Below are 17,093 nucleotides of genomic sequence, written 5' to 3'. Positions count from 1 at the left end.
CGGCCTTGTCGCCGTGGTGGGCGCGCCGAATGCCGGCAAGTCCACCCTGGTGAACCGGCTGGCCGGCAGCAAGGTGAGTATCGTCTCGCCGAAGCCGCAGACCACCCGCTTCCGCATCCGCGCCGTGGTGATGCAGGACCGCACGCAGATCGTGCTGACCGACACGCCGGGCATCTTCGCACCCCGCCGGCGGCTCGACCGCGCCATGGTCGCCGCCGCCTGGGAGGGCGCGCAGGACGCCGATGTGGCGCTGCTGATCGTCGATGCCCGCGCCGGCATGACGGAGGCGGTGGAATCCATCATCTCCGTCCTCAAGCGCAGCAAGGTGCCGATCTGGCTGGTGCTGAACAAGTCCGACCTGATCGACACCAAGCGGCTGCTGCCGCTGACCGCCACGCTGAACGAGCAGCTCTCCTTCGAGGAGACCTTCATGATCAGCGCCGAGAAGGGCGACGGGCTGGACCGGCTGATGACGGCGCTGGCCGCCCGCCTGCCCTATGGCCCCTGGCTGTTTCCGGAGGACGAGCTCTCCGACCTGCCGGAGCGGATGCTGGCCGCCGAGATCGTGCGCGAGCAGATCCTGCGGCAGACGCATGAGGAGGTGCCGCACCACGCCACGGTGGAGACCGAGCAGTGGCAGGAGCGGCGCGACGGCTCGGTGCGGATCGACTGCACCATCTATGTCGGCCGCGCCACGCAGAAGGCGATCCTGATCGGCGATGGCGGCTCCAAGGTGAAGGAGATCGGCCGCCGGGCGCGCGCCGAGCTGGAGAAGCTGCTGGAGCGCCGCGTCCACCTGTTCCTCAACGTCAAGGAACGCCAGGGCTGGGACGAGGAGCGCGCCCGGCTGCGCGCCATCGGCCTGGACGACGCGGGCTAAGGGCCGGGGTGTTGAGCCGGCGATCCACGCTTCCGGCGATCGCGGCCTGAGCCCATGGAGTGGCAGGCCCCCGCCATCGTGCTGGAGGCCCGCCCGCATGGCGAGGGCGGCGCCGTCGTCGGCGTGCTGACCGAGGCGCAGGGGCGGCACCTGGGGCTGGCCAAGGGCGGCGCCTCCCGCGCCCAGGCGGGGCTGTGGCAGCCGGGCAACCTGGTCGAGGTGCGCTGGGTGGCGCGGCTCTCCGAGCAGCTCGGCGCCTTCAGCGGCGAGATGGTGCACCCCACGGCCGCCCTGGCGCTGGACGACCCCCTCGCCCTCGCCCTGCTCAACTCCGCCTGTGCCCTGGCCGCCGACGCGCTGCCGGAGCGCGAGGCACAGCCGCGCGTCTTCTCCGGCCTGCTGGCGCTGATGGCCAATCTCGGGCGCGGCGCCCCGGCCCTGCTGGCCGACTACATACGCTGGGAGGCGCTGCTGCTGGAGGCGCTGGGCTATGGGCTGGACCTTTCCGCCTGCGCCGTCACCGGCACGGCCGGGCACCTCACCCATGTCTCCCCCCGCAGCGGCCGGGCGGTGAGCGCCGAGGCCGCCGCGCCCTATGCCGGGCGGCTGCTGCCGCTGCCGCTGTTCCTGCAGGGCGGGCAGGCCGAGGCGGACCCGGCCGAATGGCTCGCCGGGCTGCGGCTGACCGGGCACTTCCTGACGCGCGACGCCTTCGGCAGCCGCCACCGCCCCGTGCCGGCGGCGCGGGAATGGCTGGAGACGCGCATCCAGGCCCTGCTGCCACCGCCGCCCGAGGCCCCCGCCGATGCCTGACCCCACTATGTCAGACCCGGTGCTGCCCGACCTGCTGGCGCCCGGGCTGCGGCTGGTGTTCTGCGGCTCGGCGCCCGGCCTCGTCTCGGCGGCGCGCGGCGCCTACTACGCGCATCCGGGCAACCGCTTCTGGGGCATCCTGCACCAGGCGGGGCTGACGCCACGCCGGCTGGCCCCGGCCGAGTATCCGGAGCTCCTGCGGCACGGCATCGGCCTGACCGACATGGCCAAGCACGCCGCCGGCAATGACGACCAGCTCCCCCCCGGTGCCTACGACCCGGCGGGCTTCGCCGCCCGCATCCGCGCGGTGCGGCCGCAGGCGGTGGCCTTCACCGCCAAGGCGCCGGCCGCCGCCTTCCTCGGCCGCCGCACCGGCGCCATCCCCTATGGCCGCGTGGAGGGGCCGGCGGATTTCCCGCCCGTCTGGGTGATGCCCTCCACCTCCGGCCAGGCCAGCCGCTTCTGGGATGCGCGGCCCTGGCTGGCGCTGGGCCAGTGGTTCCACGCCCGCCCCTGAAAGCTTCCCCGCGCCCCGGAGCCGCCGCCATGTCCGAATCCCCGAAGCCGGAATTCCGCGAGGCCGCCGCGCGCTGGTTCGGCGCCGGCGAGGCGTTGGGCGAGGCCGAGCACCGCGCGCTGAGCCGCGCGCTGGAGCGCCGCCCGCTCAGCCACGACACCAACGAGGCCTTCTCCGAGAAGCTGAGCTTCGGCGACCGGGTGGCGGACAAGGTGGCCAGCTTCGGCGGCTCCTGGAGCTTCATCCTGCTGAGCCTGCTGCTGCTGGTGCTCTGGACGGGCGCCAATCTCTGGCTGCTGCGCCAGCCCTTCGACCCCTACCCCTTCGTCTTCCTGAACCTGCTGCTCTCGATGATCGCGGCCTTGCAGGCGCCGATCATCATGATGAGCCAGAACCGGCAATCGGCGAAGGACCGGCTGGTGGCGGCGCATGACTACGAGGTGAACCTGAAGGCCGAGATCGAGATCATGGCCCTGCACGAGAAGCTGGACCGGCTGCGCGCCGAGCAGATGACGGCGCTGCTGGAAAAGCAGGAGCGGCAGATCGAGATGCTGACCCGCCTGCTGGAGGAGAGGCGCATCGCGCCCTGACAAGGGAAGGATCCAGGGGGCTGCGCCCCCTGGCCCTGCCTCAAACCAGCTTGAGCGCGCTCAGCCCCGTGTAGATGCCGAGCAGCACGATCGCGATGCTGCTGACCACCAGCAGCGCGTTGAACGCGCCGCTGCCGTAGAGGCGCGGATCGGTCTCGGTGCGGCGGAGGTGCCACACCGCCACCACCACGGCGAGCAGGAAGATGCCGGTGGCGATGCCGCCGATCTGCACCATCAGCACCGGCGAGCGCATGAACAGGTAGGCGGCGCCCCAGATCAGCGGCAGGGCGATGGTGAAGATGCGGATCCAGCGCAGCCGGGCCGCCGTGTCGCGCCATTCCAGCACGCCCATCTCGGCCAGCAGGTTGACGTACATGCGCGACCAGCTCGGCACCGCCGCCCACAGGGTGGAGCCCAGCACCACCACCGCGCCCAGCAGGAACACCGTGCCGGCCCACTGGCCCAGCGTGTCGGTGTACATGCGCGAGAGGGCGGTGATCATCTCGTTGCCCTGCGGCACCACGCCCTGCGGGTTCAGCACCGCGGCGCCCATGATGAAGAAGGCGATGGTGCCGAAGGTGTAGATGACCCAGGAGAGGAAGGCGTCCTTGTACATGACGCTGATCCAGCCCTTGGCGCGGCGCTGCCAGGCCTCGCTGCCGTCGTTCGGCCCGACATGGCGGGCATAGCCCTTCTCGATGCACCAGTAGGTGTAGAAGGTCAGCTCGTCGGCGCCGACGCCGGTGATGCCAAACATGGCGATGGCGGCGCCCACCGCCCCCGCCGGGATGGCGAAGGACAGGCCGCTGGCGATGTCGTCCATCGAATAGGCGTAGGGGGTGAAGGGCAGGCCCAGGGCGATGCCGATGGTGATGAAGGAGAAGATCACCACCAGGATGCCGGCGCCGCGCTCGATGCGGCTGTACTTGTTGCTGTAGAGCAGCGCGATGCTGCCCACCGCGACGATGACGGTCCAGATGGTGATCGAGGTGGCGCCCATGGGCGGCCCGGAAAGCGGCAGCAGGATGCTCATGGCCAGGGCCACGCCACCCACCACGCCGCCCATCTGCAGCACCTTGGAGAGCGCCATGAGCGCCCAGAGCAGGTTGATCCAACTCAGCCGCCCGACATGCGGCCCCACCTTGTTGTAGCCGGTGAGCGCCGGCTGGCCGGTGGAGATGCACCAGCGGGCCAGCTCGATCTGCACCGCCACCTTCACGAAGGTGCTGAAGATGACCATCCACAGCAGCGCGAAGCCCACCGTGGCGCCAAGGGTGGTGGTGACGATCAGCTCGCCCGAGCCGACGATGGAGGCGCTGAGGATCAGCCCCGGCCCCAGATGCTTCAGCGAGTGCCTCCAACCGACCGGGGGCTCCATGACCCCGTCCTTGGTGAGGCGATAAGGATCGTCCTCGGCCTCGATGCCGCGTTGTACAATGGCGTCCGCGCTGGCGCTCATTCCTGAATTTCTCCCGAATTCGTTCTTGTTTTTCTTGGGTTGGTCGGCTGCCACTATGGCCGCCGCGCTTCGCCGGCGTCAGCCCCTGCGGGCCCGGTCACACGGCGTTGTGAGGCTTGGCTGTTCGTTCATTTTTTGTTCTATTCCGGCGGGAAGCCCCTGGTGCGACGCGCCCCGCTGCGCTAGCCCCTCCCCGACACATGCGCGTGCCGAGAGTGCTGGAGTACCGCCATGCCCGACGACCTGACCACACTGCCCGAAGGCGGCGCCGTAAGGCCGACCAACCTTTCCGCCGCCCTCTCGGAGCGGTACCTGGCCTATGCCATGTCCACCATCACGGCGCGCTCGCTGCCGGATGTGCGGGACGGGCTGAAGCCGGTGCACCGGCGGCTGCTCTGGGCCATGCACCAGCTGCGGCTGGACCCGGCGGCGGGCTTCAAGAAATGCGCCCGCATCGTCGGCGACGTGATGGGCAAGTACCATCCGCATGGCGATGCCTCGATCTACGAGGCCATGGTGCGGCTGGCGCAGGAATTCGCCGCCCGCTACCCGCTGGTCGAGGGCCAGGGCAATTTCGGCAATATCGACGGCGATAACGCCGCGGCCATGCGCTACACCGAGGCGCGGCTCACCGCCATCGCGAGCGCGATGCTGGAAGGCATCGAGGAGAACGCGGTCGATTTCCGCGCCACCTACGATGGCGAGGAGCAGGAGCCGATCGTCCTGCCCGCCGCCTTCCCCAACCTGCTGGCCAATGGCGCCAACGGCATCGCGGTGGGCATGGCCACTTCCATCCCGCCGCACAATGCGGGCGAGCTCTGCGCCGCCGCGCTGGCGCTGATCGAGAACCCGAAGGCCGAGATCGACGAGCTGCTGCGCCACATGCGGGGGCCGGACTTCCCCACGGGCGGCGTGCTGGTGGAATCGCCGGAGGCGATACGCGAGGCCTATGCCACCGGCCGCGGCGGCTTCCGCGTCCGCGCCCGGTGGGAGCGCGAGGCGCTGAAGAACGGCACCTGGCAGGTGGTGGTCACCGAGATCCCCTACCAGGTGGCGAAGTCCCGCCTGATCGAGCAGATCGCGCAGCTGATGGAGGAGAAGAAGCTCCCCCTGCTGGCCGATGTGCGGGACGAGAGCACCGACGTGGTGCGCATCGTGCTGGAGCCGAAGAACCGCACGGTGGAGCCGGCGGTGCTGATGGAGACGCTGTTCCGCGCGACCCCGCTGGAATCCCGCCTCTCGCTGAACATGAACGTGCTGGATGCCAGCCGCACCCCGCGCGTGATGGGGCTGAAGGAGGTCCTGCGTTCCTGGCTCGACCACCGGCACGAGGTGCTGGTGCGCCGCAGCCAGCACCGGCTGGACGCCATCGCCCGCCGCCTGGAGATCCTGGACGGCTACCTCATCGCCTATCTCAACCTCGACGAGGTGATCCGCATCATCCGCGAGGAGGACCAGCCCAAGCCGGCGCTGATCGCCGCCTTCAGCCTGACCGACATGCAGGCCGAGGCGATCCTGAACATGCGGCTGCGCTCCCTGCGCAAGCTGGAGGAGATGGAGATCCGCAAGGAGCACAAGAAGCTCAGCGCGGAGCAGAAATCCCTCCAGGCGCTGCTCGGCAGCGAGAAGCTGCGCTGGAGGAAGCTCGCCGAGCAGATCGCCGCGACGCGGGAGAAGTTCGGCGAGGAGACGGAGCTCGGCCGCCGCCGCACCGCCATCGACACCGCCCCCGCCGCCGTGGTGATCGACGAGCGCGCCTTCGTCGAGCGCGAGCCGGTCACCGTCATCCTCTCCGAGAAGGGCTGGATCCGCGCGCTGAAGGGCCATGTGCCGCTGGAGACGGAGCACAAGTTCAAGGAGGGCGACCGGCTGCGCATCGCCCTGCATGCCGAGACCACCGACCGCCTCTGCCTCTTCGCCACCAACGGCAAGAGCTTCACCATCAAGGCCGAGGCCCTGCCGCGCGGCCGTGGCGACGGCCAGCCGGTGCGGCTGATGGTGGACCTCACCAACGAGGACGAGGTGGTGGAGCTGTTCGTCTGGAAGGAGGGCCGCAAGTACCTGGTGGCCGCCGATGACGGGCGCGGCTTCGTCATCCGCTCCGAGGATTTGGTGGCCGAGAAGCGCACCGGCAAGCAGGTGCTGACGCTGGAGGCCGGCCACGAGGCGGCCGCCTGCGTGCCGGTGGAGGGCGACACGGTGGCCATCATCGGCACCAACCGCAAGCTGCTGGTCTTCCCGCTGGAGCAGGTGCCGGAGATGACGCGCGGCCGCGGCGTGGCGCTGCAGGGCTACCGCGACGGGCGGCTCTCGGACGTGAAGGTGTTCCAGGGGACGGCCGGCCTCACCTGGCGCATCGGCGAGCGGATGCGGCTGGAGACCGACCTCACCACCTGGCGCGGCAACCGCGCCGGCGCCGGCCGCCAGCCGCCCAACGGCTTCCCGCGCAACAACCGCTTCGAGTGACAGGAAGGGCGGGAGCCCCACTGCTCCCGCCCTTCCCCCCGCTCAGCGCGCGGCGCGGGTGGCGCTCCACGCGCCGCCGCCCTCGATCTGGCCGGCGATCCGGTCGCCCTCCAGCGTGCCGGAATAGCGTTGCCCGCCGGCGGTGAAGGTGATGCGGTCGCCCGTCATCCGGGCTTCGCTGAGGGGCAGCTCGCGGCCCTCGCGCGTCAGGGTGCCGCTCAGCATCTGGAAGGTCTGCTCCAGGGTGAGCCGGCCCTCCTCCCCCAGCCGCCAAGCCCCCCCGGCCCGGGCGGGGATGATCCAGAGATAGGCGCGGCAGAAGCTGGTGCACTGGCCATCCCGTTCGAAGGACTGGTCTGCCTCCCAATCGCCCATGGTGAAGGTGTTGGAGACCACCCGGGTGCCGGGCTTCATCGCCAGCAGGGTCGGCCGCAGCCGCTCGTTCAGCGTCTGCAGCAGGAAGAGGGTGACGACCGTGGCGTCGGAGAAATCCGATTGGAAGATGTCGCCCTGGGCGAAGGTGGCGCGGCCGGCCACCCCCGCCGCCTGCGCGTTGCGCTGCGACAGCGCCACCAGATCCGGGTTGTACTCGATGCCGTGCGCCCGGGCGCCGCGCCGGGCGGCGGTGATCACCGTCCGCCCGTCGCCGGAGCCGAGATCGACCACGTAGTCCTCGGCCGTGACCTTGGCCATGTCGAGCATCCGGTCCACCAGCTCCTGATGGGTCGGCACCCAGACGACGTCCTTGCCGGTCTGGCCGACCGAGGGGGCGTAGGCGGGTGCCGGCGTGCCGATGGCAGGCTGGGCGGCGGCGGGCTGCCCACCCCAGAAGGAGAGAAGGCAGGCGGTGGCGAGGAGGGGCAGGCGTGTCATGGCGGATCTCTCCATCGTCAGCGTGTCGGGCGGGACAGGGCGGCCTTCCCGGCCGGCAGGGTGGCAGCGGGTTCCCTCTCCTCCCGCCGGCGGAACAGCAGCAGCGGCGTGCCGGCAGCGACGACGGCCAGCCCGGCCAGCGCGCCCATGCCGGTGTAGGCGATGCTCGCATGCAGCATGTAGAGGCAGGTCAGGCAGAAGAGCAGCGGCGTGAGGGGGTAGAGCGGCACCCGGTAGGGCAGCACGCGGCGCGGCTCCCGCCGGCGCAGCACGAAGAGCGCGATGCCGACGAGCAGCAGGAAGGCCCAGAAGACCGGCGCGGTATAGTCCACCATGGTGCGGAAGCCATCCTGCGTGACGGCCCCCAGCCCGACCAGCGCCAGGGCAATGGCGCCCTGCGCCAGCAGGCCGTTGGCCGGGGTCCGGCCGCGCCCGCTCCAGCGCCCGAGCCGGGCGAGGACGGTGATGTCCTCCGCCATGGCGGCGCAGGTGCGGGCGCCGGTGAAGATCGTGGCGTTCAGCGTCGACACCGCCGCGACGACGATGGCGGCGGTGACGAGCCCGGCGCCGGCAGGGCCGGCGACGCGCTGCATCATGTCGGCGGCCACCGCCGGCGAGGCGCGCAGCCCCTCCAGCCCCAGCACCATCAGCAGCGCCAGGTTGACCAGAACATAGAGCGCCACGATGAACGCCGTGCCGGCCAGCAGCACGCGCGGGATGCTCCGCCGTGCGTCCCTCAGCTCGCCGGTCAGGTAGGACGCTTCGTTCCAGCCTCCATAGGTGAGCAGCACGAAGATCATGGCCATGCCCAGATCGGCGGCCTGGGCGGGTTGGGTCTCCGCCAGCGGCACGGGCGGCGTGGCGGTGCCGGACAGGCCGAAGGCGATGATGGCCAGGATGGCGGCGATCTCGAGGACCGTGACGGCGATCTGCAGCGTCTTGCCCTGGAACGTGCCGGCGACGTTGACCCCCGTCAGCACGATGACCGCGAGGGCGGCGTAGAGGGCGGGGCCGTGCGGCCCGGCCGGCAGGGCGCGGGCCGCGTAGTCGCCCAGCACGAAGGCCACCCCGGCAATGGCGCCCGTCTGGATGACCGTGCCGCGGGCCCAGCCGAACAGCATGGCCACTGGCCGGCCATAGGCGCGGGAGAGGAAATGGTATTCCCCGCCGGCATGCGGGTGCGCGGCCGCCAGCTCCGCGTAGCAGAGCGCGCCGACCAGGGTGACGGCACCGCCCGCCACCCATACGGCGATGAAGGCGGCCTCGCTCTCCACATGCGCGGCCACCAGCGAGGGCGTCCTGAAGATGCCGATGCCGACGACGATGCCCACCAGGATCACGACGGCATCGAAGACGGACAGGGTGGGCTCCTGCCCGGGGCTCTGCGTGTGCGGCATCCAGGCTTCCAGCCCCTCCATCGCGGCAGCCGCTCCGGCCGGGGAGGCCCGAAGTAGCGGGAGGATCGCCAGACAGACCGGGCCCGCGTCACGCGGATGAATTTCCGGCAATCACCTGCTCAGTCTAGGCAGGGCGGAGGAGAAGGCAAAAATGATATGGAATTGAATGACCGAAACAAAATGTTTCCGTGGAGCACGGCGATTCCGGCGCGGCCGCCCCTGTTCCGCCGCCAGCCGGCCATGGGAGCGGCAGCACCCGTCATGACAAGCCTGTCATTTTCAGCGTGAAGCAGTGCCGCGGCCCTGCCGGGCCGCTCAGGCCGCCGCTCCCGGAGGACCGGCCGGGCGGGCCATGAAGCGCGCCTCGGCATCGTAGCTGCGCAGCTTCGCGGCCAGGGCGGGGTCATCCACCAGATGGAAGCCCTGGCGCCGCCAGAAGGGCACGGAGCCGCCCACCGCCACCAGGGAAAGCTCCGGCAGGCCCCGCGCGGCCTCCAGCAGCAGCGGCATCAGGCGGCCGGCGGCACCCTGGCCGCGCGCCTCCGGCAGCAGCGCCACGTCATGCACGTAATGGGTGCCGGGGTTCTCCGGCAGCGCGCCGAGCCGGGTGTTCAGGGCCGGCGGGCGGGCCCGGTGCCAGGGATGGCTGATGGCGTAGCCCAGCAGGCCGCCCGCCCCCTCCAGCATCCAGCAGCCCGCGGGGAAGAGGGCCAGCCGCTCGGCCAGCACCGCATCCTCCTCCGGATAGCCGGGATGCACGGCGGCGGCGATGCGGCTCACCGCCGGCAGGTCTCCGGGCGCCATCGGGCGCCAGGCCGCGCTCACGCCAGCGCCGCCTCGATCGCCTGCCGGAAGGCGGGGGCCTCCGGCTCCACATTGCTCGGGAAGGCCTGCAACAGGCGGCTGTCCCTCGCAACGAGATACTTGAAGAAGTTCCAGCGCGGCGCCGTGCTGCGCGCGGCGGCCCAGGCGAAGAAGGGATGCGCCTGCGGCCCCTTCACGTGGCAGGGCGCCGCCATGGGGAAGGCGACGCCGAAGGTGGCCTCGCAGAAATCCTTGATGGTCTTGCGGTCGGCCGCTTCCTGGTTGAAGTCGTTGGAGGGCACGCCCAGCACCAGCAGGCCGCGCGGGCCGTAGCTGTCGTGCAGCGCCTGGAGGCCCTCGAACTGCCGGGCGAAGCCGCAGAAGCTGGCGGTGTTCACCACCAGCAGGGGCTTGCCACGGAAATCGCCGAGGTCGATCTCGCCGCCATCGATGTCCTCGAAGCGGAAATCATGGCCCCGGGCGGCCTCGTCGGCCGCGCGCGCGGGGCGCAGCGGCACCGCCAGAAGGGGCGCCGCGCGCAGGATGGCGCGGCGCGGCCAGTCAGCCATAGCGTTCCTCCAGCCACGGGTCGCCCCGGTCATGATAGCCGCGCACCTCCCAGAAGCCCGGCTGGTTCGCCGACAGGAAGGTGATGCGCTTCACCCACTTGGTACTCTTCCAGAGATAGAGATGCGGCACCACCACCCGCAGCGGCCCGCCATGCTGGCGGGTCAGGCGCTCGCCTTCCCAGGAATGCGCCAGCAGGTTCTCGGGCCGGGCGAAATCCTCCAGCGCCAGGTTGGTGGTGTAGCCGTCATAGGCCTCGAAGCTGACGAACTTCGCGCCCGGCTTCAGCCGCGCCAGGTCCAGCAGCGCCTGCACCGGCACGCCGGTCCAGGTGTTGTCGTAGCGCGACCACTGGGTGACGCAGTGGATGTCGTTGAAGCGATCCTCCTGCGGCAGCTCGCTCAGCCAGGCCCAGTCCAGCGTCACCGGGTTCTCCACCAGCCCGTCCAGCGTCAGCCGGAAGGCGCCCTCCGGCACGTCGGGCTGGATGCCGAGGTCGAGAACGGGGAAGTCCTTCACCAAGCGCTGGCCGGGGGGCAAGCGCTGCTCCTCGGGGCGGGCGGTCTCGCCGGTCAGCAGCCGGCCGGCCTTGGCCCAGGCCTGCTTCGTCTCCACCAGCTTCTGGCGGATGCGGCCGCCAGCGCCCGTTTCGTCCTGTTCCATCACGCCTTTTCCGTCGCCTGGAGGGTCATGCTCCATAGGTGACGCCAGCGCCGCCGGATGCAAGCCCGGCCGCAACCCGCCTATCCTGGCACGGTCCCGCGGAGGAATCGACCGATGACGCGCCTCTCCCTGTTCCTTGGCGCATGGCTGCTCGCCCTGCCCGCCACCCCGCCGGCCCGGGCGCAGGACACGCAGTCCATGCCGGGTGCGCTCGCCGGCAGCCGCGCCCCGGTGCGGGCCGAGCGGCAGATGGTGGCCGCCGCCCACCCGCTGGCCGCCGAAGCCGGGCGCGCGATGCTGCGACAGGGCGGCGCGGCGGTCGACGCCGCCATCGCCATCCAGGCGGTGCTGACGCTGGTGGAGCCGCAATCCTCCGGCCTCGGCGGCGGCGCGCTGCTGCTGCACTGGAACGCAGCCGGCCGCGCCCTCTCCGCCTGGGACGGGCGCGAGGCCGCCCCCGCCGCCGCCACCCCTGCTCTCTTCCTGCGTGCTGATGGCACGCCCCTCACCTTCTACGAGGCGGTGCTCTCCGGCCGCAGTGTCGGCGTGCCCGGCGTGATGCCGATGCTCGAGGCTGCCCACAAGGCGGAAGGCAGGCTCCCCTGGGCCGATCTCTTTGCCCCCGCCATCCGGCTGGCCGAGCAGGGCTTCCCCATCTCGCCGCGCCTGGCCGGCACCATCGCCGCCAATGCGGAGCGGCTGAAGCAGGACCCGGCCTCAGCGGCCTATTTCCTGGCGCCCGACGGCCGCCCCCTGCACGCCGGCCATGTGCTGCGCAACCCCGCCCTGGCCGGGACGCTGCGCGCCCTGGCCGACCAGGGCAGCAAGGCGCTGACGGAAGGGCCGGTGGCGCGCGACATCGTGGCCGCCGTGGCGCGGCATGGCGGCGCCGGCAACGGCATGACGGAGGCCGACCTCGCCGCCTACCGCCCGCAGCGGCGGGAGCCGCTCTGCACCCCCTACCGGGTGTGGCGCGTCTGCGGCTTCCCGCCGCCGTCCTCGGGCGGGGTGGCGGTGGCGCAGATCCTCGGCCTGCTGGAGCATTTCGACATGGCGCGGTTGGACCCGCGCGGGCCGCAGGCGGCGCACCTGCTGGCGGAGGCCAGCCGCCTCGCCTATGCCGACCGCAACCTCTACCTCGCCGACAGCGACTTCGTGCCCGTTCCCGTGCGCGGGCTGACGGAAGACAGCTACCTCACCCTGCGCGCCCAGCTTCTCGACGCGGACCGCGCCGCCCCCGCCGTGCGCCCCGGCAATCCGCGCTGGCGGCAGGCCGGCCTCGCGCCCCAGCCGGAGCAGCCGGAGCACGGCACCAGCCATGTCTCGGTGGTGGATGCGGCGGGCAACGCCCTCTCCATGACCACCACGGTGGAGGATGCTTTCGGCGCCCGGCTGATGGTGCGCGGCTTCATGCTGAACAACGAGCTGACCGATTTCTCCTTCCGCCCGGAGATGGAAGGCCGCCCCGTGGCCAACCGGGTGGAGGGTGGCAAGCGCCCCCGTTCCTCCATGGCGCCGACCCTGGTGTTCGACGCGGAAGGGAAGCTGGTGGCCAGCCTCGGCTCGCCGGGCGGGGCGCGCATCATCGGCTATGTGGCGCAGACGCTGTTGGGGCTGCTGGACTGGAAGCTGGACCCGCAGGCGGCCGTCTCGCTGCCGCGTGTCAACAGCCTGGGCGGCGCGGTGGAACTGGAGGCCGACAGCCCCGCCGCCGCCCTGGCCGGCGAGCTCCAGGCGCGCGGCCACAAGGCCGATATCCGCCCGCAGCCCTCGGGCCTACAGGCCATCGTGGTGACGCCGCAGGGCCTGCTCGGTGGCGCCGACCCCCGCCGCGAGGGCGCCGCCCTCGGCGATTGATTCTGCAAGGCTGCCGCGGGCTGGCGGAGAGGCGGGACGCTGCGGTCAGAGCGTCCCGCTTCTCAACCCGACTGCGGCAGCCTGACAGAAAAAGGAGGGGGCCCGGGGGAGTTCACTCCCCCGGACTGCCTGTCAGTGCTTCTTGGTGCTCCCCTGCGCGCGCAGGTCGCTGATGGTGGCGCGGTGCGTCACCTGCTCCGGGTTGATCCGCACCTCGATGACGGCGGGCTTGCCGCTGGCCACGGCGCGCTGGAAGGCGGGCACCAGCTCGCCATCCTTCTCCACCAGCTCGCCATGCCCGCCGAAGCTCTCGATGAACTTGGTGAAGTCGGGGTTGGTCAGCTTGGTGCCGGAGACGCGGCCGGGATAGGCGCGCTCCTGGTACATGCGGATGGTGCCGTACATGCCGTTGTTGAACACCAGCACGATGGGCGCCACGCCCGACTGGAAGGCGGTGGCGATCTCCTGCCCCGTCATCAGGAACCCGCCATCCCCCACCAGCCCGATGACGGTGCGATCGGGGAAGCTGATCTTGGCGCCGATCGCCGCCGGCACCGCATAGCCCATGGCGCCGTTGGTCGGGCCGAGGAACTCCTGGCTCTCCGTCATGTGCATGAAGCGGTTGGGCCAGGTGGCGAAGTTGCCGGCGTCGCAGGTGAAGATGGTGTCGGCCGGCAGCACCTTCTCCAGCGCCTGCAATTCGCGGGCGAGGTTGAGCGGGCCGGCATAGTCCGGCGCCTCGGCCTGCTTGACGCGGGCGGCGTGCACCTCCTGCGTCCAGGCCGACCAGCGGGCCGGGCCGGTGGGTGCCGGCAGCTTCGCCAGCGCCTCCGCGAAGGCGTTGATCTCGGCGGTGATGCCGAGCGCCGGGCGGTAGACGCGGCCGATCTCGGCCTGGTCCGGATAGACGTGGATGATCTTCTGCGCGCCCTGGCCCGCCATGTCGAACAGGGTGTAGCCCTGGCTCACCGGTTCGCCGATGCGGGTGCCGAGCGCCAGGATCAGGTCGGCCTGCTTCGCCTTGGCCACCAGCCCGGCATCGGCGCCGACGCCGAGGTCGCCGGCATAGTTGGGCAGGGTGCAGTCATAGAGGCTCTGGCGGCGGAAGCCGACGGCCACGGGCAGGTCGCGCGCCACGCAGAACTCGCGCACGATGCGGCGCGTCTCGGCGCTCCAGCGGGAGCCGCCCAGCACCACCAGCGGGCGCTCGGCCGCGTCCAGCATGGCCAGCATTTTTTCCAGTGCCGCCGGCGAGGGGTGGGCCGCCGCCACCTCGGCGGGACCGATATCGGGCACCTGCACCTGGGCCTTCTGCATCTCCTCCGAGATGGCCACCACCACCGGGCCGGGGCGGCCGCTGGTCGCGACATCGAAGGCATGCGCCATCAGCTCGGGGATGCGCGCGGCGTCGTCGATCTGGGTCACCCACTTGGCGACGGAGCCGAACATGCGGCGGTAATCCACCTCCTGGAAGCTCTCGCGGTCCGTCTCGGCGAAGGGGATCTGGCCGACGATGAGCACCAGCGGCGTGCTGTCCTGCATCGCCACATGCACGCCGATGGCGGCATGGGCGGCGCCGGGGCCGCGGGTGACGAGGGCCACGCCCGGGCGGCCGGTGAGCTTGCCATGGGCCTCGGCCATGTTCACCGCGCCCGCCTCGAAGCGGCAGGTGGTGAGGCTGATCTTGTCGCTGTTGGCGTAGAGGCCGTCGAGCAGGTCGAGATAGGATTCGCCCGGCACGCAGAAGGCGTGCGTGACGCCCTGCGCCACCAGCGCGTCGGCCAGAAGCTGGCCGCCCGTGCGGCCAACTGTGCTCATCCCGTCCATGGTCTCGTTCCCTCGGCCAGTCATATGACAACCAGGGCGGCAAGCTAGCCGAGGGCGCGCGGCAGGGCTACCCGGCCCTGGCGTGATTTCCAGGGGATTTCCGGAGGGCGCTCACTCCCACTCGGCGCGGCTGACCTGGCGCTTGGCGTCCCAGTAGAGAGAGATGCGCGAGATGGAGCAGAGGTCGAGGTTGCGCCACTCGGCGGTGCTGTCGTCGTCGCTGTAGACCACCTTGATGTCGAACATGCAGTCCCGCGTGCGGGCGGAGAAGCGGATCTCGCGGCGCGCATTGGCGGGCAGCACGCCGTCGCCCAGCACGTCGCGGCCCCAGCTGTCGCTGCGCGTGGGGCCGACATAGACCTCGCGGATCTCGTAGCCGGTGCGGTTGATGAGGGTGAAGTCCTGCCGCCCCTGGGCCAGGGCCGGCCAGGTGGCGAGGCAGAGCAGCAGGGCGGGCAGCAGGCGGCGCGGTGCGGCTGCCAGGGCGGCCGTCAGGGCCGGGGAAAGACCAGGGATGGTCATGGGCGGAGGGGCCTCGCAGGCTGGGTTGGGCAAGGCGGCCAGCCTGGGCGGGCGGCCGTTAACGGACCCCTGCCATGCCACCGCCCGCCGCCGGTCCGCCCCCTCCCCGCTCCGGCCGGGCCTTCATCGCGGCGGGCATCTGCTCTAGGTCCTGTGCGCGGGGCCAGGATCGGGCGATGCTGGCCCCGGCCCCGCCGCCGCGCGGCGGAGCCGGGCACTCAGGCAAGGGTTGGGAAGCGATGCGCGCCATTTTCGTCATGCTGAAATGTGAGATGGGCAAGGCCTACCAGGTGGCCCGCGAGATGGCGGACACCATCGAGGAGCTGTCGGAGATGCACTCCATCTCCGGCCAGTACGACCTGCTGGGCAAGTTCTACCTGGAGAACGACCGCGACATCGGCCTGTTCGTGGTGGAGAAGGTGCAGTCGGTGGAGGGGGTGAAGGACACCTACACGCTGCAGACCTTCAACGCCTTCTCCGGCGCGCGGGGCTGAAGGGCGGGGCGGCGCAGGAGGAGGTGGAAGGAAAGGCGCGGCGTCGGCGCCCCGATTGCCACGATGCGCCACAGGAACGCCCCGGTTCCGCTGCCATGCCGCCTTGACCGTGCGCTAGGTTGCGAAGGATCGGAGGAGGTTCCACCATGCGTCGCATCCTGGCTCCCCTGGCTCTGGCCGGCATGCTGTCCCTGACCGGCTGCCAGAACCCGGACGGCTCGACCGACTGGGGCAGCACCCTGGCGCTGGGCGCCGGTGCCGGCCTGGCGGCGGGTCTGCTCGCGGGCTCGCTGAACGACGATGACGACCGCCGGCACTACCGCCGCCCATCGCGCGGCCATGGCTACGGCCGCGGGCACGGCTATGGCTATGGCCGCCCCGCGCATGGCTACGGCCATGGTGGCTATGGCCATGGCGGCTATGGCAGGCGCTGGTAGCGGCCTCAGCCGGCCAGCCTCTGCCGCGCCAGGGTGGCGAAATAGGCCGCGCCCAGGGGCAGCAGCCCGTCCTGGAAATCATAGGTCGCGTTGTGCAGCGGCACGCCGCCCGGCTCGCCCGCCAGCCCGCTGCCCAGGAACATGAAGTTGCCCGGCACGCGTTCCAGGAAGGCGCCGAAATCCTCCGAGGCCAGGACGGGCGCGCAATCCCCCTCCGCCCCCTCCGCTCCCGCCACGGCACGCGCGGCGTCCAGGGCCCAGGCCGTCTGCGCCGCGCTGTTCACGGTGGGGCGGAACTCGCGCGTGTAGAGGAAGCGGTGCCCCGCCCCATGCGCCTGGCAGAGGCCGGCGGCGATGGCGCCCATCCGCGCCTCGATCATGGCGCTGACGGCGGGGTCGAAGCTGCGCGTGTCGCCGCGCAGCGTCACCTGCCCGGGCAGCACGTTGCGCTGCCCGTCGGTCAGGAACTCCGTGACCGAGACCACCGCCTGCGCCACCGGGTCCAGCCGCCGCGCGACAATGCCCTGCAACGCCAGCACGATCTCGGCGCCGACCACCAGCGGATCGAGCCCCATATGCGGCCGCGCCGCATGGGTGCCGACGCCCTCCAACACGATCTCGAAATTGTCCTCCGCCGCCATCAGCCCGCCGGGGCGGGTGGCGAACCGGCCGAAGGGCAGGCCGGGCATGTTGTGCAGCCCGTAGACCTCGTCGAACGGGAAGCGCTCCAGCAGGCCGTCGGCCAGCATGGCGGCGGCGCCGCGGCCATGCTCCTCGGCGGGCTGGAAGATCAGGTGGACCGTGCCGTGGAAATCCGGCCGCGCGGCCAGGTCCCGCGCCGCGCCGAGCAGCATGGCCATGTGCCCGTCATGCCCGCAGGCATGCATCCGCCCCGCATGGCGCGAGGCATGGGGCCGCGCCACCGCC

At 71.4% G+C, this 17,093-nt stretch carries 17 protein-coding genes; 8 read left to right on the top strand and 9 right to left on the bottom strand.

Going from position 1 to position 17,093, the window contains the following annotated elements:
• The 4 genes from era to ACZJYS_RS14755 form a co-directional block, all read left to right on the top strand.
• A partial coding sequence (gene era / locus ACZJYS_RS14770) for a GTPase Era (RefSeq protein ID WP_493179298.1) occupies positions 1-880 on the top strand: 880 nt, incomplete at its 5' end.
• A gap of 54 nt (positions 881-934) precedes the next feature.
• Entirely contained in the window at positions 935-1,693 is a 759-nt protein-coding gene (gene recO, locus ACZJYS_RS14765) for a DNA repair protein RecO (RefSeq protein WP_379648221.1), read from the top strand.
• Positions 1,686-2,210, top strand: coding sequence for a mismatch-specific DNA-glycosylase (locus ACZJYS_RS14760; protein ID WP_245906058.1), 525 nt, complete (start codon positions 1,686-1,688; stop codon positions 2,208-2,210). The genes recO and ACZJYS_RS14760 overlap by 8 nt, the downstream gene beginning before the upstream one ends.
• 29 nt (positions 2,211-2,239) lie before the next feature.
• Positions 2,240-2,800, top strand: a complete 561-nt coding sequence (locus ACZJYS_RS14755; protein WP_109515301.1) for a DUF1003 domain-containing protein — start codon at positions 2,240-2,242, stop codon at positions 2,798-2,800.
• 40 nt (positions 2,801-2,840) lie between these two features.
• Here the strand turns inward: ACZJYS_RS14755 and ACZJYS_RS14750 are convergent, their stop codons facing one another.
• The gene (locus ACZJYS_RS14750; RefSeq protein ID WP_109515300.1) at positions 2,841-4,259 is read right to left on the bottom strand and encodes an Nramp family divalent metal transporter; all 1,419 of its coding nucleotides are present in this window, start codon (positions 4,257-4,259) and stop codon (positions 2,841-2,843) included.
• Positions 4,260-4,490: 231 nt separating this feature from the next.
• Here ACZJYS_RS14750 and parC point away from each other — a divergent pair, with 231 nt between their 5' ends.
• Positions 4,491-6,725, top strand: a complete 2,235-nt coding sequence (parC, locus tag ACZJYS_RS14745) for a DNA topoisomerase IV subunit A (protein ID WP_493179293.1) — start codon at positions 4,491-4,493, stop codon at positions 6,723-6,725.
• A 42-nt stretch (positions 6,726-6,767) separates the two neighbouring features.
• Here the strand turns inward: parC and ACZJYS_RS14740 are convergent, their stop codons facing one another.
• The 5 genes from ACZJYS_RS14740 to ACZJYS_RS14720 form a co-directional block, all read right to left on the bottom strand.
• The gene (locus ACZJYS_RS14740; protein WP_493179291.1) at positions 6,768-7,598 is read right to left on the bottom strand and encodes a class I SAM-dependent methyltransferase; all 831 of its coding nucleotides are present in this window, start codon (positions 7,596-7,598) and stop codon (positions 6,768-6,770) included.
• A gap of 17 nt (positions 7,599-7,615) precedes the next feature.
• Positions 7,616-8,995, bottom strand: coding sequence for an APC family permease (locus ACZJYS_RS14735; protein WP_493179289.1), 1,380 nt, complete (start codon positions 8,993-8,995; stop codon positions 7,616-7,618).
• Between the two features lie 315 nt (positions 8,996-9,310).
• Entirely contained in the window at positions 9,311-9,820 is a 510-nt protein-coding gene (locus tag ACZJYS_RS14730; protein ID WP_493179287.1) for a GNAT family N-acetyltransferase, read from the bottom strand.
• Entirely contained in the window at positions 9,817-10,368 is a 552-nt protein-coding gene (locus ACZJYS_RS14725) for a glutathione peroxidase (RefSeq protein WP_493179285.1), read from the bottom strand. Before ACZJYS_RS14725 ends, ACZJYS_RS14730 begins: the two co-directional genes overlap by 4 nt.
• A complete protein-coding gene (locus tag ACZJYS_RS14720) occupies positions 10,361-11,029 on the bottom strand; it encodes a sulfite oxidase-like oxidoreductase (protein ID WP_493179283.1) in 669 nt (222 codons plus the stop codon). The genes ACZJYS_RS14725 and ACZJYS_RS14720 overlap by 8 nt, the downstream gene beginning before the upstream one ends.
• Before the next feature lie 114 nt (positions 11,030-11,143).
• Between ACZJYS_RS14720 and ggt the strand changes: the two genes are divergently transcribed.
• A complete protein-coding gene (ggt, locus tag ACZJYS_RS14715; RefSeq protein WP_493179281.1) occupies positions 11,144-12,886 on the top strand; it encodes a gamma-glutamyltransferase in 1,743 nt (580 codons plus the stop codon).
• Between the two features lie 132 nt (positions 12,887-13,018).
• Here the strand turns inward: ggt and ACZJYS_RS14710 are convergent, their stop codons facing one another.
• Together ACZJYS_RS14710 and ACZJYS_RS14705 are read right to left on the bottom strand one after the other, a co-directional pair.
• On the bottom strand, positions 13,019-14,713 hold the full coding sequence (locus ACZJYS_RS14710) for a thiamine pyrophosphate-dependent enzyme (RefSeq protein WP_493179279.1): 1,695 nt from the start codon (positions 14,711-14,713) through the stop codon (positions 13,019-13,021).
• Between the two features lie 111 nt (positions 14,714-14,824).
• Positions 14,825-15,235 carry an argininosuccinate lyase gene (locus tag ACZJYS_RS14705; RefSeq protein ID WP_219929661.1) on the bottom strand — a complete coding sequence of 137 codons (411 nt, stop codon included), beginning with the start codon at positions 15,233-15,235 and terminating at the stop codon, positions 14,825-14,827.
• A 239-nt stretch (positions 15,236-15,474) separates the two neighbouring features.
• On the opposite strand from ACZJYS_RS14705, the gene ACZJYS_RS14700 reads away from it, so the two are divergent.
• On the top strand, positions 15,475-15,729 hold the full coding sequence (locus ACZJYS_RS14700; protein WP_109515293.1) for an Lrp/AsnC ligand binding domain-containing protein: 255 nt from the start codon (positions 15,475-15,477) through the stop codon (positions 15,727-15,729).
• 146 nt (positions 15,730-15,875) lie between these two features.
• Entirely contained in the window at positions 15,876-16,166 is a 291-nt protein-coding gene (locus ACZJYS_RS14695) for a hypothetical protein (protein WP_493179276.1), read from the top strand.
• A gap of 5 nt (positions 16,167-16,171) precedes the next feature.
• Here ACZJYS_RS14695 and ACZJYS_RS14690 read toward each other — a convergent pair.
• Positions 16,172-17,093 (bottom strand): amidohydrolase (locus ACZJYS_RS14690; RefSeq protein WP_493179274.1); only part of this gene is annotated, 922 nt, incomplete at its 5' end.

This window comes from Roseomonas sp. TS2 (assembly GCF_058833935.1).
The sequence above is the reverse complement of the archived record's forward strand: the minus strand, read 5'-3'. Positions and strand labels throughout refer to the sequence as shown.